Origin of the sequence: Mycolicibacterium arenosum (assembly GCF_024320865.1) — a bacterium.
GTDB lineage: Bacteria > Actinomycetota > Actinomycetes > Mycobacteriales > Mycobacteriaceae > Mycobacterium > Mycobacterium arenosum.
This window is the reverse complement of sequence record NZ_JANDBD010000012.1, coordinates 213,687-237,385: the sequence shown is the minus strand read 5'-3', so window position 1 is coordinate 237,385 and position 23,699 is coordinate 213,687. Positions and strand designations below refer to the sequence as shown.

The following is a 23,699-nucleotide window of genomic DNA, read 5'->3' as shown; positions in this document are numbered from 1 at the left end:
TCTCTCTCACTAGAAAGCGGTGAGGTACTGATCGACTTCCCACGCTCCGACGGTGCTGTGGTAGGCGAAGAACTCGTCGCGCTTGAGCTTCGCGAAGTATCCCGAGACGCCGTCGCCCGCGGCGTCGAGGACACCGGCGATCACCGGATCGCCCTCCAGTTCGTCGACGGCGTGCAGGAGAGTGGGCGGCAGGGTGCGGATGGACCCGCCACCGACGGCGCCCGGATCGAGGCTGCGCTTGACGCCGTCGATTCCCGCGCCGAGAGCGGCGGCAATCGCGAGGTACGGGTTGGCCGAGCCGTCGGCGCCGCGCATCTCGATGCGCTGATCGTCGGGAACGCGGATGTAGTGGGTGCGATCGTTGCCTCCGTAGGTGGGCGTGCGAGGGGCCCAGGATGCGCCAGACGCGGTGGAGACGGCGCCGGTCCGCTTGTAGGAGTTGACGGTCGGCCCGACGAGCGCCTGCAGCGCGCACGCGTGGTCGAGGATGCCGCCGATGAACGAGTACGCCGTCGCCGACAGCCCGAGGCCGCGGTCGTCGGCCGCGTCGGGGAACACCGGTGTGCCCGCGCTGGTGAGCGAAATGTGAAGGTGCAGGCCGCTTCCCGTGCGGTCGCTGAACGGCTTCGGCATGAACGTCGCGATCATCCCGCGTTCGGCGGCCAGCACCGACAGCAGGTAGCGCAGCGTGACGACGCGGTCGGCGGTGGTGAGCGCCTCGGCGAACTGGAAGTTCTGCTCGAACTGGCCGTTGCCGTCCTCGTGGTCGTTGGCGTAGTTGGACCAGCCGAGCGCGTTCATCGCCGTCGAGATCGTCGTCAGGTGCTCGTACATCCTGGTCACGCCGCGGGCGTCGTAACACGGTTGATCGGCGGTGTCGTCGGCGTCGGCGGTGACCAGGCCGCCGTCGGCGGTGCGCTTCAGCAGGAAGTACTCCACCTCGGCTCCGACCCACGGCTCGTACCCGGCGTCGGCGGCCTGCGTGATCAGGTTCTTGAGGATGACCCGCGGGGCGTACGGCCAGGGTTCGCCGTTGACGTGCGGATCGCAGTGCACGATCGCCAGGCCCTCCTTGACGAAGGGAATCGGCGTGAACGACGCCGGGTCGGGCATCGCCATCAGGTCGGGGTCCTTGGGCTCCTGGCCCATCGCGCCGACGGCGTAGCCGGCGAAACCGACTCCCTCCGTGGCGAGTTGGTCGACGGCTTCGACGGGCACCAGCTTCGCGCACGGCTTGCCTCGGAGATCGACGAAGAGGGCGAGCAGGAACTTCGTGCCCGCGTCCTCGGCGAGGGTCTGAAGGTCGGTCATGCGGAGTCCTTGTCTCTTGTTAGGAATCAAAGTATCAGGAGAAGAAACACGGTGCACGGCGAAAAGCCCCGCCCGGCGCGCTGGTGCGCACCGAACGGGGCTCGTCGATCTAGGTGCTCGCCAGCTCGTAGGACGATTCGCGATGGGACACCGCGTCGATGCCCTTCTCCTCGTCCTCCGGAGAGATCCTGATGCCCATCGTCTTCTTCAACGCGAAGGCGATGACGTAGGCGACGATGAAGGAGTACGCCAGCACGGAGAACGCGGCCACCGCCTGCTTCCAGAGTTGGCTGAAGTCGCCGCCGTAGAACACGCCGTTGACCCCGTTGGGCATGCCCTCGCTGGCGAAGAAGCCGATCAGCAGGGTGCCGACGACGCCGCCGACGAGGTGCACGCCGACCACGTCGAGCGAGTCGTCGTACCCGAACTTGGACTTCAGGCCGACCGCGTACACGCAGATCGCGCCCGCGATCGCACCGACGGCGATGGCGCCGACGGGCGTGACCGCACCGCAGGCGGGGGTGATGGCGACCAGACCGGTGATCGCACCCGAAGCCGCTCCCACGCCGGTGACGTGGCCGTCCTTGATCTTCTCGACCGCAAGCCAGGCCAGCGTCGCCGCGCAGGTGGCGACGAACGTGGTGACCATGACGATGGCAGCCGAGTTACCCGCCGCCAGCGCCGAGCCGCCGTTGAAGGCGTACCAGCCGGCCCACAGCAGGCCCGCGCCGAGCAGCGTCAGCGGCACGTTGTGCGGCTTGCGCAGCTGCCCGAACATCGCGGACTTCCCGAGCACGATCGCCACGGCGAGCGCCGCGGCGCCCGCGTTGATGTGCACTGCGGTGCCGCCTGCGAAGTCGATCGCTCCGAGTTGGTTGGCGATCCAGCCGCCGACCGCGTTCTCGGTCACCACGCCGTCGAACGCGAACACCCAGTGCGCGACGGGGAAGTACACCAGGACGGCCCAGAGGGTCGCGAACAGCATCCACGCGCCGAACTTCATCCGGTCGGCGACCGCGCCCGAGATCAGCGCCACGGTGATCGCGGCGAACAGTGCCTGGAACAGGGCGAACAAGCTCACCGGCAGGCCGGAGATCGTGGTCTGCGATTCGAGGAGGTCCTTCATGCCCGCGAATTCGGTGATGCTTCCGAGGAAGCCGCCGTACGAGGTTCCGAAGACCATCGAGAATCCGAACAGCACCCAGAGCACGCCGACGATCGCCACCGCGCCGAAGGTCATCATCATCATGTTCGTCGAGCTCTTCACCGAGACCATGCCGCCGTAGAACAGCGCGAGGCCGGGGATCATGAGCGTGAGCCCGATGATGCAACACAGCATGAATGCCGTGGTGCCGGTATCGACTACGTCCATCCCTGATTACTCCTGAAAGTGATGCGGTCGCTCGTCGGACCGTTCACAGGCAGTAACCGCCGGTTGTGTTTCGGGAAGGGTCTCGTTGTGTTTCGGCTGCGTAACGAGAGCGGGCGGACAGCTAACCGGCAGGTGGGCGGGAGTCGCGCTCGCCGGAGTTCCGGTCGGCCACGGCCTGAGGTGTCGCGTGCCAGACTGACCGGATGAAGCGGCTGCTGGGCGTGCTGCTGGGGCTGCTCCTGGTGGTCACCGGCTGTGCATGGACGACGGACGGTGCGCCGGTCGCCGGCCCGCGCGACGTCGACCCGGCCGTCTTCTTCGCCGGTGCGGTGCCGAGTTACGGACAGTCCGTGACCGACGACGAGTCGGCGACGCAGGCCTATCTGCGGGCGATCAGGCGCATCGATCCGTGCGGCTTCACCACTCGCCAGGCGCTGGCCACAATCGGCGAAGTGCTCTCGGCGGGAACGATGTTCGAGTTCAACTCCTGCGAGCTCGAGGTCAAGGTGGCGGGCAGCGCGGAACCTAAGATCGTCAGCGTCGTGGTGGCGATGGCGGATACCGATGCCGATACGCCGGTGTTCACCGTCGGAGACCGGCCCGTATACCCCTTTTACGACGCCGGCTGCGGACTGCAGGTGCCGCTGCCACTGGACGAACTGCCGGGCGCCCCGGCGCTGACCACCGCGGAGCAGCCCCACCTGCAACTCGCGGAGCTGATCTCGGGGCAGGGCTGCGAGTTCATCGAGGAGTTCACCAAAGCCGTTGTGGTGGCGCTGGATCCGATGCGATTGCCGTTGCGTGACGCGCTTGCGGTCTATCAGGTGCGAGCCGCGGAGTTCGATCCGTGCGCAGTGCTCGACCGACTGGACGGCGTCTCGGCGTGGGACTCCGCGGCGGACCTGCCGTATCTGTGTGCGTTCACGCTGCGGCGCGACGAATCCGATGTCGACGTACGACTCGAGATGAAACCACGCAGTCCGAAGGACTCCGAGGCCGACTTCCTCATGGAGAAGCGCGACGGCGTCGAGGTGTACGTCGGCAACGAGTTCTGCGCGGCGATCGCGTTCGTCGGCGCTGAACTCGTTCGCAAGACGAGCGGTGGTGCGTCGATCGACATGGGGGAGTGGGCCACCTCGCCCGCGGCGACCGTCAGCGTCGACGCGCCGCACTGCGACGCGGCGACCGACGTCGCGGTGGCCGCGGCCAAGACGTTCGGCTAGCTGTGTCAGCATCGAAGGGTGAATCGTCGTAGGCCGCTGGTGACGGTGGTGGTGCTGGTGGGTGTTCTGGTGGGTGGCGGGATCTGGTGGCTGTTCTTCCGGGGGCCCTCTGCGGAGGCCTGCGCACCGGTACGGGAAATGCTGTCGTACAACAAGTCTCAGATCGATGCGATGAACGCCAAGACCCGCGTCCCCGAGGAGGGGTCCTACGAGGAGGCCACCGAGCCCAGCGAGATCGACTACCGGTCGTGGGTCGACGGGCTCACCGACCGGGCGTCCAAGGTGACCGACCCCGACCTCGCCCCGCAGGCGCAGGCGGCCGCCGACACGGCCAACCGGCTGGTTCGGGCCAAGCTCGACTTCACCGCGCAGAGCGACTCCACCGCGCCGGGTGCGCCGATGCCGCCGGCCGCGATGGCCGTGGCCACCTTCAACGACGAGTTCGAGGCGCGGATCAGCCAGCTGGCCGACCAGTGCGGGGACTGAACGGCAACCCCCAGGCGTCGCTGAACGCGATCTCTGCGATCGGTAACCGAGTGCGTGGTCGGGAGTCGCGGTCGACCAGTTCGGGTGCGGCCGCCGCGTAGTCACCGAGCACGCCGACCGCCAGCACCGCGAGCGGCCGGACGCCGTCGGGGATGCCGAATGCCTCTCTAGCGGCGTCGGCGTTGAACCCCGCCATCGGGTGGGCGACGAGGCCGCGCGACACGGCCTCGACCGTGGCGTTGGCGATCGCCGCCCCCGCGTCCACCCCCGAGTACAGCGAGGTCTTCTCGTCGGTCCCCTCGTCGGCACAGACCAGCAGCAGCGCCCCGGCCGCGGTGGCGTACGAGTTGCCGCGCTTCAACGTCGCGGCGATCGCGGCGAAGGTGGCGTCGCCGCGGATGCCGACGACGAATCGGACCGGCTGCCGGTCGCCCCACGTCGCCGACCAGCGGGCCGCCTCGAGGAGCGCGGCGATCTGTTCGCCGGTCACCTCGGCGTCGGCGTCGAAGACCCGCGGACTCCACCGGGCCGCGAGGTGCGGATGGATGGGCACGGAGGTATCTGCCGGCCTGTCGCGCTGCACGGGTTCCACGCTACGGGCGCCAGCGAGCCCACTCATCCCCGTGAGGGAAAAAGCGGGTGCGTCGACCCCTTATCCTTGACGGGACTTCCCGTGGCTCGAAAGGTCGAACAGTGGCGCTCGTCGTGCAGAAATACGGCGGATCATCGGTGGCGGACGCCGACCGGATCCGGCGCGTCGCCGAGCGCATCGTCGAGACCAAGAAGCAGGGCAACGACGTCGTCGTAGTGGTGTCGGCGATGGGTGACACCACCGACGACCTGCTGGACCTCGCCCGCCAGGTCAGCCCGGCGCCGCCGGCCCGCGAGATGGACATGTTGCTGACCTCGGGTGAGCGCATCTCCAACGCCCTGGTCGCCATGGCCATTCACTCGCTGGGCGCCGAGGCGCGCTCATTCACGGGGTCGCAGGCCGGCGTGATCACGACGAGCACACACGGCAACGCCAAGATCATCGACGTCACGCCCGGCCGGTTGCGGGAGGCGCTCGACGAGGGGCTCATCGTGCTGGTCGCGGGGTTCCAGGGCGTCAGCCAGGACAGTAAGGACGTCACCACGCTTGGCCGCGGCGGCTCCGACACCACGGCCGTGGCGCTGGCGGCGGCGCTGCACGCCGACGTCTGCGAGATCTACACCGACGTCGACGGCATCTTCACCGCCGACCCGCGGATCGTGCCGAACGCCAAGCACCTCGACACCGTGTCCTTCGAGGAGATGCTGGAGATGGCGGCGGCGGGCGCGAAGGTGCTCATGCTGCGCTGCGTGGAATACGCCCGCCGTTACGACGTTCCGATACACGTTCGGTCGTCGTACTCCGACAAGCCGGGCACGCTCGTCAAAGGATCGATGGAGGACATCCCCATGGAAGACGCCATTCTCACCGGGGTCGCCCATGACCGCAGCGAGGCGAAGGTCACCGTCACGGGTCTGCCCGACGTGCCCGGGTACGCCGCCAAGGTGTTCCGCGCCGTCGCCGACGCCGACGTGAACATCGACATGGTGCTGCAGAACATCTCGAAGGTGGAGGACGGCAAGACCGACATCACCTTCACCTGCTCGCGGGAGAGCGGACCCGGCGCCGTCGAGAAGCTGACCGCGCTCAAGGACGAGATCGGCTTCAGTCAGGTGCTGTACGACGATCACATCGGCAAGGTGTCGCTCGTCGGCGCGGGGATGCGCAGCCACCCCGGCGTCACGGCCACGTTCTGTGAGGCGCTCGCCGCGGTGGGCGTGAACATCGATCTGATCTCGACCTCCGAGATTCGAATCTCGGTGCTGGTCAAGGACACCGAGCTCGACAAGGCCGTCAGCGCGCTGCACGAGGCGTTCGGCCTCGGTGGCGACGAAGAGGCGATCGTGTACGCGGGGAGCGGGATCTAGTCATGGGGCGAGCGAAGCGACGGGGTATGTGATGGTCAACATCGGCGTAGTGGGCGCGACCGGACAGGTCGGCCAGGTGATGCGGAAACTGTTGGAGGAGCGCGACTTCCCCACGACTTCCGTTCGGTTCTTCGCGTCGTCGCGCTCGGCGGGCAAGAAGCTGTCGTTCCGCGGGCAGGAGATCGAGGTCGAGGACTCGGAGATCGCCGACCCGTCCGGCCTGGACATCGCGCTGTTCTCCGCGGGCGCCACCATGTCGAGGGTGCAGGCACCGCGGTTCGCCGCCGCGGGCGCCGTCGTGATCGACAACTCCTCGGCCTGGCGCAAGGACCCGGAGGTTCCGCTGGTCGTCTCCGAGGTCAACTTCTCCCGCGACGCGGGTAATCGACCCAAGGGAATCATCGCCAACCCGAACTGCACCACGATGGCCGCTATGCCGGTGCTCAAGGTGCTGCACGACGAGGCGGGCCTGAAGCGGATGATCGCGTCGACCTACCAGGCCGTGTCCGGCAGTGGCCTCGCCGGTGTCGACGAACTGTTCGAACAGGTGGCGGCGGTTGCCGCGGACAGCCGCGAGCTGGTGGCCGACGGGTCGGCGCTGACCTACCCGGAGCCCAGGAAGTACGTCGCACCAATCGCTTTCAACGTCGTGCCGCTGGCGGGCTCGCTGGTCGACGACGACTCCGGCGAGACCGACGAGGACCAGAAACTGCGCAACGAGAGCCGCAAGATCCTCGGCATCCCGGAGCTCCTGGTGAGCGGGACCTGCGTGCGCGTGCCGGTGTACACCGGACATTCACTGTCGATCAATGCCGAATTCGAGCGGCCGATCTCACCGGACCGCGCGCGCGAGATTCTGTCCGCCGCGCCGGGTGTGACGTACGTCGACGTGCCGACGCCGCTAGCCTCCGCCGGAGTCGACGATTCGCTGGTCGGCCGCATCCGCCAGGATCCCGGTGTGCCCGACGGCCGCGGGCTCGCGCTGTTCGTCTCCGGTGACAACCTGCGTAAGGGCGCGGCGCTCAACACGATTCAGATCGCCGAGCTGCTGGCCGCTCAGCTCTGAGGCTCCGCCGAGTGTTGACTTCCGTCACGCCGATCGGCGGTGTCGCGTGGCGGTAACCAACGTTCGGCGGGGGTTGGCGGTGCTGGCGGTGGCGGTGCTGACGGCGCCCGTCGCGCAGGCCGATCCGCCGGCGCCGATCCCGGGTCCGGTGCTGCCGCCGCTGCCGCTCGGCGCCGTCGTGCGGATCGGTCCCACCGCTGGAACAGGAACGCCGACAAAGGATTACGGGATCGGCGCCACCGACCTCTGCGAGTTCATGGAGTTCCCCACGGGCATCCTCCAGATCTGCGGTGACAGCTTCGCGGGACAGGGCGTCGGCTTCGGCGGGTGGTACTCGCCGATCGCCCTGCACGTCGACACCGACTCGGTCGGCGACCCGACCGGGGTGCGCTACGACGGCGTGACCGGCAACGACAAGCCGCTGCTGGCCGATGCGGCCCCACCGGGAACGTCGCAACTCCCGGCGGGTGTCGTCTCGATCAACCGCGAGAACTACCTGCTGGTGACGACGACGACGAACCTGGTACCCGCGTCGTCGCGGCTGGTGAAGGCGGTTCCCTCCCGTGGCAATTGGCCGACCGTGCCCGGTTCGGCCAGGGATGTGACGTGGGCGAACGGCAGGCAGTCGCAGATCAGCGGCTACTACGATCCGATCCCGACGCCGGACTCGCAGACCGGCTGGGTGTACGTCGTCGCGAACAACTTCGATCGCTCCGGGTCCGTCGACCTCTACCGGTCGACGCCCGCGAAGTTCACCGATCGCGGGAGTTGGCAAGCCTGGTCGGCGACGGGCGGGTGGGGTAAGCCGCCGACACCGCTGTGGGGCGACAAGGTCGGCGAGATGAACATGAAGCAGATCGACGGCAAGACGGTGCTGTCCTACTTCAACGCCTCGACGGGCAACATGGAGGTCCGCGTCGCCAACGACCCGACCCAGCTGGGGTCGGCACCGGTGACGACGGTGGTGGTGGCCGCGCCGTGGCCCGACGTCGCCGACCAGTTGCCGCCGCCCACCGACAACCGCCTCGCGCAGCCCTACGGCGGTTACCTCTCGCCCGGCTCCACGCTCGACGAGCTGCGCGTGTTCATCAGCCAGTGGAACACCGCACCCGCCGCCGACAACGCGCCCTACCGGGTGATCCAGTACGCGGTGAACCCGTTCAAGCCGTAGTCAGCGGTGCGGCAGGATCGTCGCCGAGTAACATTGTGCCAAGCGCTGTTTCACGCGTGCACTTGACGGCCGGGCTGGGGGTTTGAGGGGGCGGAACCCGGCCGTCAAGGCGTCACCGCAACTACGGATCTGCGGTGCGACACACCGGAAGGCCGAACTGAAAGCTCCCCCCGGAACCGGCTCATGCTAACCCGCAGGTCCCGGTGGGCGCCGCGCAATCGGCACATTGGCCGCGCCCGCATTCGGCCTGGGGGGCCATCGCGCCCGGCGCCGGCGGTCCGGCCGGTAAGCGCACCGCTCAAAGACTGCACCGGCGAACGTGTCTCAGATTGTTCTTGACTCGTTCAAGAAAAGGTCTAGGGTCGAGTGCGTGGGTCAGGGCGTGGACTTCCGGCAGTTGCTGCAGGAGGCCTCGTTGCGCGTCACCCGGCCACGGGTGGCGGTGCTGACGGCGGTGTACTCGCATCCGCACGCCGACACGGATTCGATCATCCGTGCCGTCCGAACGGACCTGCCCGACGTGTCCCACCAAGCCGTGTACGACTCGCTCAACGCGTTGACGGCCTCGGGTCTGGTGCGACGCATCCAGCCTTCCGGTTCGGTGGCTCGCTACGAGTCCCGTATCGGAGACAACCACCACCATGTCGTGTGCCGCGCCTGCGGTGTCATCGCCGACGTCGATTGCGCCGTCGGTGACACCCCGTGCTTGGTCGCGTCGGATGATCACGGTTTCACGATCGACGAAGCCGAGGTCATCTACTGGGGCCTGTGCCCCGATTGCGCTATCGCGCAGAGTATTACGCAGTAACCAGTTCCGACAGCCCCGGAGAGGACCAGAACATGGCCGAGACAAGCCCCCCGATCGGCGAGGCGCAGACCGAGCCCGCTGAAAGCGGTTGCCCGATGGTGATCAGGCCGCCCGTCGAGGGTGGTAGCAACCGCGACTGGTGGCCGAACGCGGTGAACCTGAAGATCCTGCAGAAGGATCCCGAGGCCATCAACCCGCTGCCCGGCTTCGACTACCGCGCGGCCGTGCAGAACCTCGACGTCGACGCGCTGACCGCCGACGTCGACGCCGTGATGACCGACTCGCAGGACTGGTGGCCCGCGGACTTCGGCCACTACGGCCCGTTCTTCATCCGCATGACGTGGCACGCCGCGGGCACCTACCGCGTGGTGGACGGACGCGGTGGCGGCGGCAAGGGCATGCAGCGCTTCGCCCCGCTCAACAGCTGGCCCGACAACGTCAGCCTCGACAAGGCCCGCCGCCTGCTGTGGCCGGTCAAGAAGAAGTACGGCAAGAACCTGTCGTGGTCCGATCTGCTGGTCTTCGCCGGTAACCGCGCGCTGGAGCACATGGGCTTCACCACCGCCGGATTCGCGTTCGGCCGGCCCGACTACTGGGAGCCGGAGGAGGACGTCTACTGGGGCGCCGAGCACGAGTGGCTGGGCAGCCAGGAGCGCTACGCGGGTGCCAACGGCGACCGGACCAAGCTGGAGAACCCGCTGGGTGCCAGCCACATGGGTCTCATCTACGTCAATCCCGAAGGCCCCGAAGGAAAGCCGGATCCACTGGCCGCAGCAACCGACATCCGCGAGACGTTCGGCCGGATGGCGATGAACGACGTGGAGACCGCGGCACTCATCGTCGGCGGCCACACCTTCGGTAAGGCGCACGGCGGTACGCCGGTCGAGAACGACGTCGAGCCCGAGGCCGCCGCGCTGGAACTGCAGGGCTTCGGCTGGGCCAACGCCGGCGTCGGCAACGACACCGTCAGCAGCGGCCTCGAGGTGACCTGGACGCCCACCCCCACGAAGTGGGACAACACCTACCTCGAGGTGCTCTACGGCAACGAGTGGGAGCTGACGAAGAGCCCGGCGGGCGCCTTCCAGTGGAAGCCCAAGGACGGCGGTGGTGAAGGCACTGTGCCGATGGCTCAGGGTGACGGCAAGACCCATCCCAGCATGCTGACCACCGACCTGACGATGCGGATGGATCCGGGGTTCGAGAAGATCACCCGGCGCTGGCTGGACCATCCGGAGGAGTTGGCCGACGAGTTCGCCAAGGCCTGGTTCAAGCTGCTGCACCGTGACATGGGCCCGGTGGTGCGCTACCTCGGGCCGCTGGTTCCGCAGGAGACGTGGCTGTGGCAGGACGTCGTGCCCGCGGGCACCCCGCTCAGCGATGCGGACGTCGCGACGCTCAAGCGCGCGATTGCCGAATCGGGTCTGACTGTGCCGCAACTGGTGTCGACCGCGTGGAAGGCGGCGTCGTCCTACCGGCACAGTGACATGCGCGGCGGTGCCAACGGTGGACGCCTTCGGCTGCAACCGCAGGTGAGCTGGGAGGCCAACGAGCCCGAGGAGCTGGCACCGGTGATCGCCAAGCTGGAGGAGATCCAGGCGTCGTCGGGTGTGGCGGTGTCCTTCGCCGACCTGGTGGTGCTGGCGGGCAACGTCGGTGTCGAAACCGCCGCCAAGGCAGCCGGTTTCGATGTCCAGGTGCCGTTCACCTCGGGTCGCGGCGATGCGACGCAGGATCAGACCGACGTCGAGTCGTTCGACTACCTGGAGTCCAAGGCCGACGGCTTCCGCAACTACGCGGGTAAGGGTCTGCCGCTGGAGCCGGAGTACCTGCTGATCGACAAGGCCAACCTGCTGAACCTGACCGCGCCGGAGACGACGGTGCTCGTCGGCGGCCTGCGGGTGCTGGGTGCCAACTACAAGGGCAGCGATCTCGGTGTGCTCACCGACAAGCCGGGCCAGCTCACGACGGACTTCTTCGTCAACCTGCTGGACATGGGCACCAAGTGGGGCCCGTCGCCTGCGGACGACGGCACCTACGTCGGTACCGACCGCGCCAGCGGTGCGCAGAAGTACACGGCCAGCCGAGTGGATCTGCTGTTCGGGTCGAACTCGCAGCTGCGTGCGCTGGCCGAGGTCTACGCCGAGGACGACGCCAAGGAGAAGTTCGTCAACGACTTCGCCGCCGCGTGGTCCAAGGTGATGGATTCCGACCGCTACGATCTGCGCTGACGTACAGCCCAACCGTCAGCTGAGCCGAGCGCCCAGTTCCGACCTCGCGTCGGGCTGGGCGCTCGGTGCGTCATGCGACGCTCATAGCTGATTCACAGCCGGTTCTCGATGGACACCTCATCGCGCTGAGGATGATCGAGTTCATGAGCGATACAGATCCATCCGAACCGGCGACCGGGCCCACGGAGCAGTTGGCACCGCCGCCGCCTCCCGCGCCGACCCCGCCGCCGGCGCCAACCCCGCCACCCCCGCCACAGCACCCCCGGCACAACCGGCTCAACGTCGTTGCGGCGGGGCTCGGAATCGCCGCCAGCGTCGTCGTCATCGTCGCGGTCATCTTCGGCACCGGCTTCTGGGTCGGCCTTCACGCCGGAGACAACGGGCCCGGTGGCCACCACCGTGGCGGGCCGCCCCAGATGTCGAGGCATCACGACGGCGGGCCGGGGATGATGTTCCCCGGTCCGATGATGCGGCCCGGCCCCGGATTCTCCTTCCCCGGAGGTGGCCCCGGCTTCGAGCAGGGCGGTCCCGGCTTCGGTCCCGGCGAATCCACCGGCCCCGGTGCCTCGAATGGACCCGGTGGTCAGCGCGCACCACAGCCGTCGCCGTCGACCGCGCCGACACCACCCCGCTGACCCGCCTCAGACGCGCACCCTCCGGCCCCATCGGCCGGGGGGTGCGCTGTTTGTCCTGCGCCTCGCCGGGTATGCGAGTTCGAGTCTGTGGACAGCCCCCCACGACAAGGAGATTCAGAATGGCCCCGAACCCGAAGATCGCGACGACGGACGGCGGCGCGCCCGTTCCCAGCGTCGAACACTCACTGTCCGTCGGCCCCGATGGCCCGATTCTGCTGCAGGACCACTACCTGATCGAGCAGATGGCCAACTTCAACCGGGAGCGTATTCCGGAGCGGCAACCGCACGCCAAGGGCGGCGGCGCGTTCGGCCACTTCGAGGTGACCAACGACGTCAGCCAGTACACCAAGGCCGCGGTGTTCCAGCCCGGCGCCAAGACCGAGACGGTGATGCGTTTCTCCACCGTTGCCGGCGAGCGCGGGAGCCCAGACACCTGGCGTGATCCGCGCGGGTTCTCGTTGAAGCTGTACACGACCGAGGGCAACCTCGACATCGTCGGCAACAACACCCCGGTGTTCTTCATCCGTGACCCCATGAAGTTCCAGAACTTCATTCGCAGCCAGAAGCGGATGGCCGCGAACAATCTGCGCGACCATCACATGCAGTGGGACTTCTGGACGTTGTCGCCGGAGTCGGCGCATCAGGTGACGTGGTTGATGGGTGACCGCGGCATCCCGAAGACGTGGCGGCACATGAACGGCTATTCGAGCCACACCTACAGCTGGGTCAACGCCAACGACGAGCTGTTCTGGGTGAAGTACCACTTCAAGACCGACCAGGGCATCGAGTTCCTCACCCAGGAGGAGGGCGACCGGCTGGCTGGTGCGGACGGCGACTACCACCAGCGGGATCTGTACGACTCGATCGAGTCGGGCAACCATCCCAGCTGGACGCTCAAGATGCAGATCATGCCGTTCGAGGACGCCAAGACCTACCGGTACAACCCGTTCGACCTGACCAAGGTGTGGCCGCACTCGGACTACCCGCTGATCGACGTCGGCAAGTTGACGCTGGACCGCAACGTCGTCGACTACCACGCGCAGATCGAACAGGCGGCGTTCGAGCCGAACAACATCGTGCCCGGTACGGGTTTGTCGCCGGACAAGATGCTGCTCGCCCGCGGCTTCTCCTACTCCGACGCCCACCGCGCCCGACTCGGTGTGAACTACAAGCAGATCCCGGTCAACGAGCCCAAGGTCGAGGTCAACGCGTACTCCAAGGACGGGGCCATGCGCATCAAGCTGGCGACCGATCCGGTGTACGCGCCGAACTCGATGGGCGGCCCGGTCGCGGACCCGGCTCGCGCGGCCGAGGTGCACTGGGCCTCGGATGGCGACATGGTCCGCACGGCGTACACGCTGCGGCCCGAGGACGACGACTGGGGTCAGGCGGGCACGTTGGTGCGGGAGGTGCTCGACGACGACGCGCGGGAACGGCTGGTGAGCAACATCGTCGGCCACGTGCTCGATGGCGTGAAGGAACCCGTGCTGTCGCGGGTCTTCGAGTACTGGAAGAACGTCGACCCTGAGATCGGCAAGAAGGTCGAGGAGGGCGTGCGGGCCGGCGACGGATAGGTTGGCGTCTCGCGAGTTCTACGAAATCGTCGTAGTCGTTACGAAGTCCACGACAAAGACGTAGAACTCGCGAGAGCCGACACGCCGACGAATCACAGGTCCGTAATTCCGGAGTGAACTGTGAGAAAATTGTCTACTTTTGTGCAAACTGTGGCGTCGGCGTGACGTTCATGGGAATGTCGTGACCCATGACGTCATGGCACGCAGCGCGGGTGGTGCTGCTCGCGATGCTCGGCCTGGTGTTGGCGCTGTCGGGCTGCAGCCTGGTGAGTGAGCCCGCCCCCCGCGCCGGTACGAAGGTCTTCGGTGTCGGCGACTGCGTGAAGATCCCGTCGACCGCCCCCCAGATGCTGCACGCGAGTGAGGTGTCCTGCGCCGAGGACCCGAGTTACACCGTCGGTGCCCTGAGCGACGACGCCGGGCGGTGTCCGAGCAACGAGTACCAGCAGCTGCCGTCGGACTTCGCCGATGACGCCACGTCACGGCTGTGTCTGGTGCCGAACCTCGTCGCCGATCACTGCTACGTCATGGAGATGCCGATCGGCGTGATGGTGCGCGCGGACTGCACCGATCGCGACCAGCAGGGTGTGCTCGTTCAGATCACGAGACGTCTCGACGTGCGTGACCAGCAGGCCTGCCCGTCCGACGTCGGACACTTCGCGTGGCCGTACCCATCCCCGCCGCGGACGTACTGCACCATCACGGTGTTCTGACCGGACCGGCCGGTGGTAGCAGCGCCATCTCCCGCGCGTTCTTGACGGCCGTCGCCACCTGACGTTGCTGCTGCACCGTCAACCCGGTGACGTGTCGCGAGCGGATCTTGCCGCGGTCGGTAAGGAACAGTCGAAGCGTCGAGGTGTCCTTGTAGTCGACGTGCGAAACCCCCACGCTGGCAAGCAGATTGCGCTTCGGCTTTCGGGGCTCGTCCTTGCGAACCCGGCTGGGCTTCGCCATCACCAGCTCGACTTCCGGACGCCCGGCAGCTGCCCGTCGTGGGCCATCTCGCGCACCCGCACCCTGGACAGGCCGAACTTGCGCAGGTGCCCTCGAGGTCGGCCGTCGACGGCGTCGCGGTTGCGCACCCGGACGGGGCTGGCGTCACGCGGTTGCCGGGTGAGCTCGCTCTGCGCCGCCTGCCTGAGATCGGGTGCGGTCGCGGGAGATGCGATGAGCCGCTTGAGTTCCGCGCGCCGCTCGGCGTAGCGCGCGACGATCACGCGGCGGCGCTCGTTGGCCGCGATCTTCGACTTCTTGGCCACGTCAGCGCTCCTCGCGAAACGCGACGTGCCGCCGGATCACCGGGTCGTACTTGGTGACCACCATGCGGTCGGGATCGTTGCGGCGGTTCTTCCGCGTGACGTAGGTGTAGCCCGTGCCCGCCGTCGAGCGGAGCTTCACGATAGGACGAATCTCGTTGCGTGCCATCAGATTCTCTCTCCATTCTTTCGAATCCGTGCGACGACGGCCTCGATGCCGTCGCGGTCGATGACCTTGATCCCCTTGGTGCTCACGCGCAGTGTCACCCGCCTGCCCTCCGAGGGCAGGAAGTACGTCTTGGACTGGATGTTGGGCGACCAACGCCTGCGCGTGCGCCGGTGCGAGTGCGACACGGTATTGCCGAAGCCGGGACGGCGCCCGGTGACCTGGCAGTGGGCGGACACGAACTCTCCTCGCTTAATGAAAACGATTTTCGACAAGTGGCATCGAGGACTGTAGCGTCAACACCATCTTAATGACAATCATTCCCAATAAGGAGGATGCATGCGCACGCCGGTGATACTCGTCGCGGGCCAAGGCGACACCGACGCGGTGGTGAGGGAGCTGTTGCGACAGCCGGGAACACTGGTCGTGCATCACCGGTTCGACGGCCAGGTGGTGCTGCGCACCGTCATCGGAACGCGCAACGGCGTCCTGTCGAGTTCCGCGGTTCCGCTCGAATTGGAACGCGGCTGCGTGTCCTGCACGATCCGCAACGACCTGCTGGTGCTGCTGCGGCGCCTGCACCGACGAGACGACGTGCACCGCGTCGTCGTGCATCTGGCGCCGTGGCTTGAGCCGGAACCGATCTGCCGCGCCATCGCGCAGGTCCGGGTGCGGGTCGGGCCCGGCTACCTCGACGGACCCGCGGGCCGTGACGTCGAGGTGGCGGCGGTCGTCGTGGCCGTCGACGCCGCCACCTGGCTGCCGCAGGCTCTCGGCGAGGACGAACTCGACGACGGCCGCACCGTCGCTCAGGTCGTCGTCGGTCAGGTCGAGTTCGCCGACGTGGTGGTCCTCGACCGCCCCGAGTCGACACTCCTCGCCGTGTTGCGTCGACTCGCCGCACGGGCGCGCGTCACCACCGGCGTCGCCCATCTCGAACTCGCGCTCGCGCACCTCGAGCCGAACGCCCGGCGGGGGAGAAGCGACCATCCGCACGGCCCGCTGCTCGCCGGACAGCCACCGCTGGAGCCGCACGGCGCGGTCCACCTCTTCGAGTTCCACGCGCGCAGACCGTTTCACCCCGACCGGCTGCACACCGCGCTCGACGTACTGCTCGACGGGGTCGTGCGGGCGCGGGGCCGGCTGTGGCTGGCCAGCCGCCATCACCACGTCATGTGGCTCGAAACCGCGGGTGGCGGCCTGCATGTCGAGTCCGCGGGCAAGTGGCTGGCCGCGATGACCGCATCGGAGGTCGCGTACGTCGATCCCGAGCGTCGGGTGTTCGCAGACCTGCTGTGGGAGTACAGGTTCGGCGATCGTCACACCTCGATCACCGTGCTCGCGTGCGGGGCGAGTCCCATCGCGATCGACGACACGCTGCGAGATGCTCTGCTGACCGACGACGAACTGGCGGTGCCGGACGACTGGGCGGGCTACCCGGACCCGTTCGGCGACTGGCACGAGGACCCGTGCGGCGAAGCCGAAGGCGCCGCCGCACCCGGAGCCACCGAGGAGGGCACGCGATGAAATCCGACATCCACCCCGACTACCACCCCGTCGTGTTCCAGGACGCCATCACCGGCACGGCGTTCCTCACGCGGTCGACGATGACCAGCGCACGGACGATCGAGTGGAAGGACGGCAACACGTATCCGCTCGTCGTCGTGGAGGTGTCGGCCGATTCGCATCCGTTCTGGACGGGCACCAGGCGCGTACTCGATTCAGCAGGCCAGGTGGAGAAGTTCCGACGCCGCTACGGTTAACGCCCGCCCGGTCGCTCCGCTCCTCCACCCCCCCGCTGCCTGACTGGCATTATCGAGCCATGAGCATCGACGTCGTATACACCGCGGAATCCACGGCGAGCGGCGGCGGCCGCGACGGCCACGTGAAGTCGACCGACGGAAAGATCGACCTCGACACCCGGCCGCCCAAGGAGATGGGCGGCAGCGGTGAGGGCGTCAACCCGGAGTTGCTGTTCTCCGCCGGCTACGCCGCGTGTTTCCTCGGAGCGCTGCGTCTGGTCGCCCGCACCGAGAAGATCGCCATCGACGACGCCTCGGGGATCACCGCGCAGATCGGCATCGGCAAGGGTTCCGACGGCGGCTTCGGGCTGACCGCCCGCCTCATCGGGTACCTTCCGGGGCTGGAACAGGATGTCGCCGACGACCTGATGGAGAAGGCGCACGGCGTCTGCCCGTACTCCAAGGCCACCCGCGGCAACATCGACGTCGAACTGTCGGCGAAGGTTCTCTAGCCCGTGCGTGTGACCACGACGGCGCTCGCCGGGATCGCGCTGGCGCTCGCGGCGGCCGCGCCCGCCGCCGCCCGCCCGTCCGACCCCGGCGTCGTCTCGTACGCGGTGCTCGGCAAGGGCTCGGTCGGCAACATCGTGGGTGCCCCCATGACGTTCGAGTCGACCTTCACCGCGCCGTTCCAGGCGTTCTGGATCGACGAGCCGCAGTGCAACAACTGGGCCGACGTGGGCTTGCCCGACGTCTACGCCGACCCCGATCTGGCGTCGTTCAACGGCGCGGTCGCGCAGCGCGCGCCGAACGACGACACGCACCTGGTCAAGCAGGCGGTCGGGGTGTTCGCCACCAACGACGCCGCGACCAGGGCGTTCCAGCGCGTCGTCGACCGCACCCGCGGATGCTCGGGCCAGACCACGACGATGCACCTGGAGGACTTCGTCAACGAGGTGTGGACCTTCACGGGAACGACGGTCACGCCGACCGACGCCGTGTGGGTTAAGCAGGAAGCGGGTATAGACCGCCGATGTTTCGTGCAGACCCGGCTGCGGGAGAACGTTCTGCTGCAAGCGAAAGTCTGCCAACCGGGCAACGGCGGTCCTGCCGCGAACGTGCTGGCCGGGGCGATGCAGAACTCGCTGGGGCAATAACGGCAAACCGTCGAACGCGGCGAATTCGCACGACTTTGTCAGAGCGCTCGCCCAAGATGGATGAGATCGCGCGTCACCTCAAGGGCGCTGCCCACACCCGAAAGGGGCCGGTTGCATGACCACCTCCACTTCGGGGCTGTGCGGAACCCGACCCGACGTCGACCTGACCAGCGCGGCGGACGCCGCACTGCACATCGGCGGCGACTGCCTGATCGACGGTCGCACCGGGAAGGTGGGCCTCGAGATCGAGGCGCACTGCTTCGATCTCGCGGACCCGGTGGAGCGTCCCACCTGGGACCGCATCACCGACATCATCGCGACCGTGCCCGCACTGCCCGGCGGCAGTCTCATCACAGTCGAACCGGGTGGCGCCGTCGAACTGTCCGGCCCGCCCTTCGACGGGCCGGTGGCCGCCATCGCCGCGATGCGCGCCGACAGCGAGGTCCTGACACGGGCCTTCGCCGCGCATGGTCTCGGTCTGGTGCTGCTCGGCGCCGACCCGCTGCGTCCCGCGAAGCGCATCAACCCCGGTGACCGCTACCGCGCGATGGAGCGCTTCTTCGCGGCCAGCGGGACCGCGGACGCGGGTGCCGCGATGATGACGTCCACGGCCTCGGTTCAGGTCAACGTGGATGCAGGCCCGCGCGACGGCTGGGCCGACCGCGTCCGGTTGGCGCACGCACTGGGACCCACGATGATCGCCATCGCCGCCAATTCGCCTCTGCTTCATGCGAAATTCTCCGGCTGGCGCAGCACGCGGCAGCGGGTCTGGAGTCAGCTCGATTCGGCACGGTGCGGCCCGGTGCTGGGCGCCAGCGGCGACGACCCCGTCAACGACTGGTCGCAATACGCGTTGCGCGCCCCGGTCATGCTGGTGCGCGAGCGCACCCCCGGTGGTGCCGCGGTTCCGGTGACGGACTGGGTGCCGTTCGTCGACTGGGCGGACGGGCGCACGCTGCTCGGCGAGCGCCGTCCCACCGAGGCGGACCTCGATTACCACCTCACGACGCTCTTCCCCCCGGTCCGGCCGCGAGGATTCCTGGAGATCCGATATCTGGACAGCCTGCCCGAATCGGTTTGGCCTGCTGTGGTGTTCACCCTCGTCACGTTGCTCGACGACCCCGCTGCGGCTGCCGTTGCCACGGCGGCCACCGCGGATGTCGCGACCGCATGGGACCGCGCCGCGCGCGTGGGTCTCGCCGATCGCCGGTTGCAGCAGTCGGCGGTGCAGTGCGTGAGCGCCGCCGCCGAGCGCGCGCCCGCCGATCTCGCCGATGGCATGGCGCGACTGCTCGCCGCGGTGGAGAGCGGACGCAGCGCCGCCGACGACTTCTCCGATCGCGTCGTCGAGCACGGAATCGAGGCGGCGGTCATCGAGGTGGCCGGAGGTCGATCGTGAGTTCGCGCGAGGCACTCGCCAGGGACCTGACCCTGGCACGGGAACGCACGCTGCGGCTGGTCGATCTCGACGACACCGAGTTGCTCCGGCAGTACGACCCGCTGATGAGCCCGCTGGTCTGGGACCTGGCCCACATCGGCTGGCAGGAGGAGTTGTGGCTGCTGCGCGGCAACGACCCCGCCCGGCCGGGTCTGCTCGAACCCAATGTCGAGCGCTGCTACGACGCCTTCCAGAACTCACGTGCCAGCAGAGTCGATCTGCCGCTGCTCCCGCCGACCGACGCCCGCACCTACTGTGCGACCGTCCGCGACAAGGCGCTCGACAGCCTCGACGCGCTGCCCGACGACGCCGACGACTTCACGTTCGGACTGGTCGTCAGCCACGAGAATCAGCACGACGAGACCATGCTTCAGGCGCTGAACCTGCGCACCGGCCCGGCTCTGCTCGACTCGGGGACGCCGCTGCCTCCGGGTCGGCCGGGTGTCGCGGGCACCTCGGTGCCGGTGCCGGGCGGCCCGTTCGTCCTCGGCGTCGACGCCGCCGACGAACCGCAGTCCCTCGACAACGAGCGATCCGCTCACCTCGTCGACGTGCCGTCGTTCCGGATCGGGCGTGTTCCGGTCACCAACGGCGAGTGGCGTGTGTTCATCGCCGACGGGGGATACCGCGAGCCCCGATGGTGGTCCGAGCGCGGGTGGCAGCATCGGCAGAACGCGAATCTCGTTGCGCCGCAGTTCTGGAGACCCGACGGGTCGCGAATCCGATTCGGTCACGTCGAGCAGATCCCCGACGACGAACCCGTCCAACACGTGAGCTACTTCGAAGCCGAGGCCTACGCGGCGTGGGCCGGCGCGCGGTTGCCCACCGAAGAGGAGTGGGAGAAGGCCTGCGCCTGGGATCCGGCGGTGGGGCGCCGCCGCCGCTTCCCCTGGGGATCCGGAGAACCCACCGGAGCACTGGCGAACCTCGGCGGCGACGCATTGCGCCCCGCGCCCGTCGGGGCCTATCCAGGGGGTGCCTCCGCCTACGGCGCCGAGCAGATGCTGGGCGACGTGTGGGAGTGGACCTCCTCCCCGATCCGGCCGTGGCCGGGTTTCACCCCGATGCTCTACGAGCAGTACACGCAGCCGTTCTTCGGCGGCGACTTTCACGTGCTGCGCGGCGGGGCGTGGTCCGTGGCGGCCGGGATCCTGCGGCCCAGCTTCCGCAACTGGGACCACCCGATCCGTCGGCAGATCTTCAGCGGGGTTCGGCTGGCCTGGGATGTGTAGGCATCTCGGCTGGCTCGGCGCGCCCGTGTCGGTGGCATCACTGATCCTCGACACGCCGCACGGCCTTGTCGTGCAGTCCTATTCGCCGCGCCGTCAGAAGCACGGGCTGCTGAACGCCGACGGCTGGGGGGTGGGCTTCTTCGACGGGGTCGAGCCCCGGCGGTGGCGCAGCTCCGGCCCGCTGTGGAACGACGCGTCGTTCGCCTCGGTGGCCCCGGTGCTTCATAGCGGATGCATCGTCGCCGCCGTCCGCTCCGCCACGGTCGGCATGCCGATCGAGTCGTCGGCGTCGGCGCCGTTCACCGACGGCACCTGGCTGCTGTCGCACAACGGCGTCGTCGACCGCGGGGTGCTGCCACTGTCGCGCGACGCCGAGTCGACCAACGACAGCGCCCTGCTGGCCGCACGTATCTTCGACCGCGGCCTCGACCACCTCGATGCCACCATCGCCGAGGTCGGCGAGGCGGACCCGAACGCTCGACTGAACATCCTGGCGGGCAACGGAACCCGACTGTTGGCCACCACCTGGGGTGACACGCTGTCGATACTGCGTCGCCCCGATGGCGTGGTCGTCGCCAGCGAACCCTACGACGACGACCCGGCGTGGCAGGACGTTCCCGACCGTCATCTCGTCGACGTCCGTGACTCGGGTGTCGAACTGACCCCGTTGAGAGGATCATCGTGACCATCACCCTGTCGAACTACCTCGCCGCGGACTCGGCGGCCACCGCGCTGCGGACGGACGTCCGCGACGGGTTGACGTCGACGCCGAAGTCGTTGCCGCCCAAGTGGTTCTACGACGCCGCGGGCAGTGACCTGTTCGATCAGATCACCCGGCTACCGGAGTACTACCCGACGCGCGCGGAGGCGGAGATCCTGCGGACCAGGGCCGCCGACATCGCGGCGGCCTCGGGCGCCGACACCCTCGTCGAACTCGGCAGCGGCACCTCGGAGAAGACTCGGAACCTGCTCGACGCACTGCGCGACGCCGGTGCCCTGCGCCGGTTCATCCCCTTCGACGTCGACGCCAGCGTGCTGACCGCCGCGTCGAGCGCGATCGCCTCCGAGTATCAGGGCGTCGAGATCGACGCCGTGTGCGGGGATTTCGAAGAGCACCTCGGCAAGATCTCGATGGTCGGCACCCGGCTCATCGCGTTCCTCGGCTCGACGATCGGCAACCTCACCCCCGGACCGCGTGCGGAGTTCTTGGCGGCGTTGGCCGACACGATGCAGCCGGGTGACACGCTGCTGCTCGGCACCGACCTGGTGAAGGACACCGGCCGACTGGTGCGCGCCTACGACGACGCCGCAGGGGTCACGGCACACTTCAACAAGAACGTGCTGGCCGTCGTCAACCGCGAACTCGACGCCGATTTCGACATCGACGCCTTCGATCACGTGGCGCGGTGGAACGCCGACGAGGAGCGCATCGAAATGTGGCTTCGCGCAAGCAGTCCGCAGCAGGTTCGCATCGGCGGGCTCGATCTGCGGGTCGACTTCGGCGCGGGCGAGGAGATGCTGACCGAGGTGTCGTGCAAGTTCCGGCCCGAGGGTGTCGAGGCGGAGTTGGCCGCCGCCGGCCTTCGTCGGACCCAGTGGTGGACCGATGAGGCGGGAGACTTCGGCCTGTCGCTCGCGGAACGTCGGTGACCTTCGCCGAGTGGCGCACGGCGCGGCCGGCGCCGGTCGGCGTGCACGTCGACAGCGCCGCGTGCTCGCGGCCGAGCTTCGCGGTCATCGACGCCACCGCCGCGCACGCGCGGCATGAAGCGGAGGTCGGTGGCTACGTCGCGGCGGAGGCGGCCGGGCCGGTGCTGGCCGCGGGCCGCGCCGCGGTGAGCGCGCTGACGGGCTTCGCAGCCGACGACGTCGTGTACACCACCGGGGCCAACAACGGGCTGGACATCCTGCTCGCCGACTGGACCGGGGAGCGCACGGTTGCGTGCATCCCCGGTGAGTTCGGTCCCAGCCTGCTGACCCTCGCCCGCTACGGGTTCGAGGTTCGGCCGCTGCCAACGGACGACGCGGGCAGGCTCGACGCCGAGGCGGCCGTGGCGGCCCTGACAGCCGACCCGCCCGCACTCGTGCACTTCACCCCGCTGAGCAGCCATCGCGGAATCGTGCACCCGGTGGCCCCGGTGTCGACCGCCTGCCGCGCCGCGGGGATCCCGTTGATCGTCGACCTCGCACAGGCTTTCGCGCACCTCGACTGCGCCGACGTCGACGCGGACGCGGTGTACGGGACGTCGCGCAAGTGGACCGCGGGGCCCCGTGGCGTCGGTTTCCTCGCCACCAGGCCCGGCTGGCTCAGCGAGCCGACGCTGCTGCGGCTCGGACACAACGAGGCCAACGTGGCGGCCCGAGTCGGGTTCGCGCTCGCGCTCGGCGAGCACCTCGCGGCGGACCCCGCACGCGTCCGCGCGCGGCTTGCCGAAGTCGGCGCACGGACGCGGACCGCGCTGGCCGAGGTGCCCGGCTGGCAGGTCGTCGAACCGGTGGACGAGCCGTCGGCGATCACCACGCTGACCCCGCCCGACGGCGTCGACGCGGCACAGGTGCGGGCGCGGCTGATCGCCGAGCACGGCGTCGTCACGACCTATCTCGGCGTCGAACGAGCACCGCTGGAGATGACCCGCCCCGCGCTCCGGGTGTCACCGCACGTCGACGTCACGGCCGAGGATCTCCAGACGGTGGTCGCCGCGCTCACCGCCGTCGGCTAGGTACCTACCCACCCGGACAGGTCGCCCCTATCCGGGTGTCCCGACCTGTGCTGCCCGAGGATTCTTTTCTCGCTCAAGGCTGTTCCGCGCGTCACACCGGCAGGCCTACGTTGAGGCCCGGATACCACCGTGCTGCTCGCCGATGTTCAGGAAGG

26 protein-coding genes are annotated in these 23,699 nt (G+C 68.4%); 19 read left to right on the top strand and 7 right to left on the bottom strand.

Annotation, left to right across the window (positions count from 1 at the left end):
* Positions 1–9 precede the first annotated feature (9 nt).
* Together glnT and NM203_RS26540 are read right to left on the bottom strand one after the other, a co-directional pair.
* Positions 10–1,311, bottom strand: a complete 1,302-nt coding sequence (glnT, locus tag NM203_RS26545) for a type III glutamate--ammonia ligase (protein WP_255063581.1) — start codon at positions 1,309–1,311, stop codon at positions 10–12.
* Between the two features lie 109 nt (positions 1,312–1,420).
* Positions 1,421–2,683 (bottom strand): ammonium transporter, encoded by a 1,263-nt coding sequence (locus NM203_RS26540; RefSeq protein ID WP_255063580.1) that lies wholly within the window; start codon positions 2,681–2,683, stop codon positions 1,421–1,423.
* A 203-nt stretch (positions 2,684–2,886) separates the two neighbouring features.
* On the opposite strand from NM203_RS26540, the gene NM203_RS26535 reads away from it, so the two are divergent.
* Together NM203_RS26535 and NM203_RS26530 are read left to right on the top strand one after the other, a co-directional pair.
* A complete protein-coding gene (locus tag NM203_RS26535) occupies positions 2,887–3,906 on the top strand; it encodes a hypothetical protein (protein ID WP_255063579.1) in 1,020 nt (339 codons plus the stop codon).
* A gap of 18 nt (positions 3,907–3,924) precedes the next feature.
* The gene (locus NM203_RS26530) at positions 3,925–4,392 is read left to right on the top strand and encodes a hypothetical protein (protein WP_255063578.1); all 468 of its coding nucleotides are present in this window, start codon (positions 3,925–3,927) and stop codon (positions 4,390–4,392) included.
* Here NM203_RS26530 and NM203_RS26525 read toward each other — a convergent pair.
* Positions 4,361–5,011: a nitroreductase family protein gene (locus tag NM203_RS26525; protein WP_408633418.1), complete on the bottom strand. Its 651-nt coding sequence runs from the start codon at positions 5,009–5,011 to the stop codon at positions 4,361–4,363. The two genes, NM203_RS26530 and NM203_RS26525, sit on opposite strands and share 32 nt — an antisense overlap.
* A gap of 74 nt (positions 5,012–5,085) precedes the next feature.
* On the opposite strand from NM203_RS26525, the gene NM203_RS26520 reads away from it, so the two are divergent.
* From NM203_RS26520 to NM203_RS26485, 8 genes are all read left to right on the top strand, one after another.
* Positions 5,086–6,351 carry an aspartate kinase gene (locus tag NM203_RS26520; protein WP_255063576.1) on the top strand — a complete coding sequence of 422 codons (1,266 nt, stop codon included), beginning with the start codon at positions 5,086–5,088 and terminating at the stop codon, positions 6,349–6,351.
* Between the two features lie 31 nt (positions 6,352–6,382).
* Positions 6,383–7,417 (top strand): aspartate-semialdehyde dehydrogenase, encoded by a 1,035-nt coding sequence (locus tag NM203_RS26515; protein WP_255063575.1) that lies wholly within the window; start codon positions 6,383–6,385, stop codon positions 7,415–7,417.
* A gap of 79 nt (positions 7,418–7,496) precedes the next feature.
* Positions 7,497–8,588, top strand: coding sequence for a DUF4185 domain-containing protein (locus NM203_RS26510; RefSeq protein WP_408633422.1), 1,092 nt, complete (start codon positions 7,497–7,499; stop codon positions 8,586–8,588).
* Between the two features lie 370 nt (positions 8,589–8,958).
* Complete coding sequence (locus tag NM203_RS26505) at positions 8,959–9,396, top strand: Fur family transcriptional regulator (RefSeq protein ID WP_255063573.1); 438 nt, start codon at positions 8,959–8,961, stop codon at positions 9,394–9,396.
* Between the two features lie 32 nt (positions 9,397–9,428).
* Positions 9,429–11,624, top strand: a complete 2,196-nt coding sequence (katG, locus tag NM203_RS26500; RefSeq protein ID WP_255063572.1) for a catalase/peroxidase HPI — start codon at positions 9,429–9,431, stop codon at positions 11,622–11,624.
* Between the two features lie 143 nt (positions 11,625–11,767).
* A complete protein-coding gene (locus NM203_RS26495) occupies positions 11,768–12,259 on the top strand; it encodes a hypothetical protein (protein WP_255063571.1) in 492 nt (163 codons plus the stop codon).
* Between the two features lie 119 nt (positions 12,260–12,378).
* Positions 12,379–13,833, top strand: a complete 1,455-nt coding sequence (locus tag NM203_RS26490; protein ID WP_255063570.1) for a catalase — start codon at positions 12,379–12,381, stop codon at positions 13,831–13,833.
* 188 nt (positions 13,834–14,021) lie between these two features.
* Complete coding sequence (locus NM203_RS26485; protein WP_255063569.1) at positions 14,022–14,546, top strand: hypothetical protein; 525 nt, start codon at positions 14,022–14,024, stop codon at positions 14,544–14,546.
* Here NM203_RS26485 and rpsR read toward each other — a convergent pair.
* From rpsR to rpmB, 4 genes are read right to left on the bottom strand one after another with little or no spacing between them, the layout of a single operon-like run.
* Positions 14,533–14,793: a 30S ribosomal protein S18 gene (gene rpsR / locus NM203_RS26480; RefSeq protein WP_408633421.1), complete on the bottom strand. Its 261-nt coding sequence runs from the start codon at positions 14,791–14,793 to the stop codon at positions 14,533–14,535. The genes NM203_RS26485 and rpsR overlap by 14 nt on opposite strands.
* Positions 14,787–15,092, bottom strand: a complete 306-nt coding sequence (gene rpsN, locus NM203_RS26475) for a 30S ribosomal protein S14 (protein WP_255063567.1) — start codon at positions 15,090–15,092, stop codon at positions 14,787–14,789. Before rpsN ends, rpsR begins: the two co-directional genes overlap by 7 nt.
* A gap of 1 nt (position 15,093) precedes the next feature.
* On the bottom strand, positions 15,094–15,258 hold the full coding sequence (gene rpmG / locus NM203_RS26470; RefSeq protein ID WP_255063566.1) for a 50S ribosomal protein L33: 165 nt from the start codon (positions 15,256–15,258) through the stop codon (positions 15,094–15,096).
* Positions 15,258–15,494, bottom strand: a complete 237-nt coding sequence (rpmB, locus tag NM203_RS26465; protein ID WP_255063565.1) for a 50S ribosomal protein L28 — start codon at positions 15,492–15,494, stop codon at positions 15,258–15,260. Before rpmB ends, rpmG begins: the two co-directional genes overlap by 1 nt.
* A gap of 100 nt (positions 15,495–15,594) precedes the next feature.
* On the opposite strand from rpmB, the gene mrf reads away from it, so the two are divergent.
* The 9 genes from mrf (at position 15,595) to egtE (ending at position 23,544) form a co-directional block, all read left to right on the top strand.
* Positions 15,595–16,782, top strand: a complete 1,188-nt coding sequence (gene mrf / locus NM203_RS26460; protein WP_255063564.1) for a ribosome hibernation factor-recruiting GTPase MRF — start codon at positions 15,595–15,597, stop codon at positions 16,780–16,782.
* Entirely contained in the window at positions 16,779–17,018 is a 240-nt protein-coding gene (locus tag NM203_RS26455; protein ID WP_255063563.1) for a type B 50S ribosomal protein L31, read from the top strand. Before mrf ends, NM203_RS26455 begins: the two co-directional genes overlap by 4 nt.
* A gap of 59 nt (positions 17,019–17,077) precedes the next feature.
* Complete coding sequence (locus tag NM203_RS26450) at positions 17,078–17,509, top strand: organic hydroperoxide resistance protein (protein WP_255063562.1); 432 nt, start codon at positions 17,078–17,080, stop codon at positions 17,507–17,509.
* Between the two features lie 3 nt (positions 17,510–17,512).
* Positions 17,513–18,154, top strand: coding sequence for a sensor domain-containing protein (locus NM203_RS26445; protein ID WP_255063561.1), 642 nt, complete (start codon positions 17,513–17,515; stop codon positions 18,152–18,154).
* Between the two features lie 115 nt (positions 18,155–18,269).
* Positions 18,270–19,553, top strand: a complete 1,284-nt coding sequence (gene egtA / locus NM203_RS26440) for an ergothioneine biosynthesis glutamate--cysteine ligase EgtA (RefSeq protein WP_255063560.1) — start codon at positions 18,270–18,272, stop codon at positions 19,551–19,553.
* A complete protein-coding gene (egtB, locus tag NM203_RS26435; RefSeq protein ID WP_255063559.1) occupies positions 19,550–20,824 on the top strand; it encodes an ergothioneine biosynthesis protein EgtB in 1,275 nt (424 codons plus the stop codon). Before egtA ends, egtB begins: the two co-directional genes overlap by 4 nt.
* Positions 20,817–21,509, top strand: a complete 693-nt coding sequence (gene egtC / locus NM203_RS26430) for an ergothioneine biosynthesis protein EgtC (RefSeq protein ID WP_255063558.1) — start codon at positions 20,817–20,819, stop codon at positions 21,507–21,509. The genes egtB and egtC overlap by 8 nt, the downstream gene beginning before the upstream one ends.
* Positions 21,506–22,474 (top strand): L-histidine N(alpha)-methyltransferase, encoded by a 969-nt coding sequence (gene egtD, locus NM203_RS26425; RefSeq protein ID WP_255063557.1) that lies wholly within the window; start codon positions 21,506–21,508, stop codon positions 22,472–22,474. Before egtC ends, egtD begins: the two co-directional genes overlap by 4 nt.
* Positions 22,471–23,544, top strand: coding sequence for an ergothioneine biosynthesis PLP-dependent enzyme EgtE (egtE, locus tag NM203_RS26420; RefSeq protein ID WP_255063556.1), 1,074 nt, complete (start codon positions 22,471–22,473; stop codon positions 23,542–23,544). The genes egtD and egtE overlap by 4 nt, the downstream gene beginning before the upstream one ends.
* Positions 23,545–23,699: the final 155 nt, after the last annotated feature.

Coding starts and splice junctions, on each gene's coding strand:
- NM203_RS26450 (WP_255063562.1), top strand. CDS start 17,078: ATGAGCATCGACGTCGTATACACCGCGGAATCCACGGCGAGCGGCGGC.
- NM203_RS26455 (WP_255063563.1), top strand. CDS start 16,779: ATGAAATCCGACATCCACCCCGACTACCACCCCGTCGTGTTCCAGGAC.
- glnT (WP_255063581.1), bottom strand. CDS start 1,311: ATGACCGACCTTCAGACCCTCGCCGAGGACGCGGGCACGAAGTTCCTG.
- NM203_RS26490 (WP_255063570.1), top strand. CDS start 12,379: ATGGCCCCGAACCCGAAGATCGCGACGACGGACGGCGGCGCGCCCGTT.
- egtA (WP_255063560.1), top strand. CDS start 18,270: ATGACCACCTCCACTTCGGGGCTGTGCGGAACCCGACCCGACGTCGAC.
- katG (WP_255063572.1), top strand. CDS start 9,429: ATGGCCGAGACAAGCCCCCCGATCGGCGAGGCGCAGACCGAGCCCGCT.
- egtC (WP_255063558.1), top strand. CDS start 20,817: ATGTGTAGGCATCTCGGCTGGCTCGGCGCGCCCGTGTCGGTGGCATCA.
- NM203_RS26495 (WP_255063571.1), top strand. CDS start 11,768: ATGAGCGATACAGATCCATCCGAACCGGCGACCGGGCCCACGGAGCAG.
- NM203_RS26540 (WP_255063580.1), bottom strand. CDS start 2,683: ATGGACGTAGTCGATACCGGCACCACGGCATTCATGCTGTGTTGCATC.
- NM203_RS26515 (WP_255063575.1), top strand. CDS start 6,383: ATGGTCAACATCGGCGTAGTGGGCGCGACCGGACAGGTCGGCCAGGTG.
- mrf (WP_255063564.1), top strand. CDS start 15,595: ATGCGCACGCCGGTGATACTCGTCGCGGGCCAAGGCGACACCGACGCG.
- NM203_RS26535 (WP_255063579.1), top strand. CDS start 2,887: ATGAAGCGGCTGCTGGGCGTGCTGCTGGGGCTGCTCCTGGTGGTCACC.
- NM203_RS26485 (WP_255063569.1), top strand. CDS start 14,022: ATGACGTCATGGCACGCAGCGCGGGTGGTGCTGCTCGCGATGCTCGGC.
- NM203_RS26525 (WP_408633418.1), bottom strand. CDS start 5,011: ATGAGTGGGCTCGCTGGCGCCCGTAGCGTGGAACCCGTGCAGCGCGAC.
- rpmG (WP_255063566.1), bottom strand. CDS start 15,258: ATGGCACGCAACGAGATTCGTCCTATCGTGAAGCTCCGCTCGACGGCG.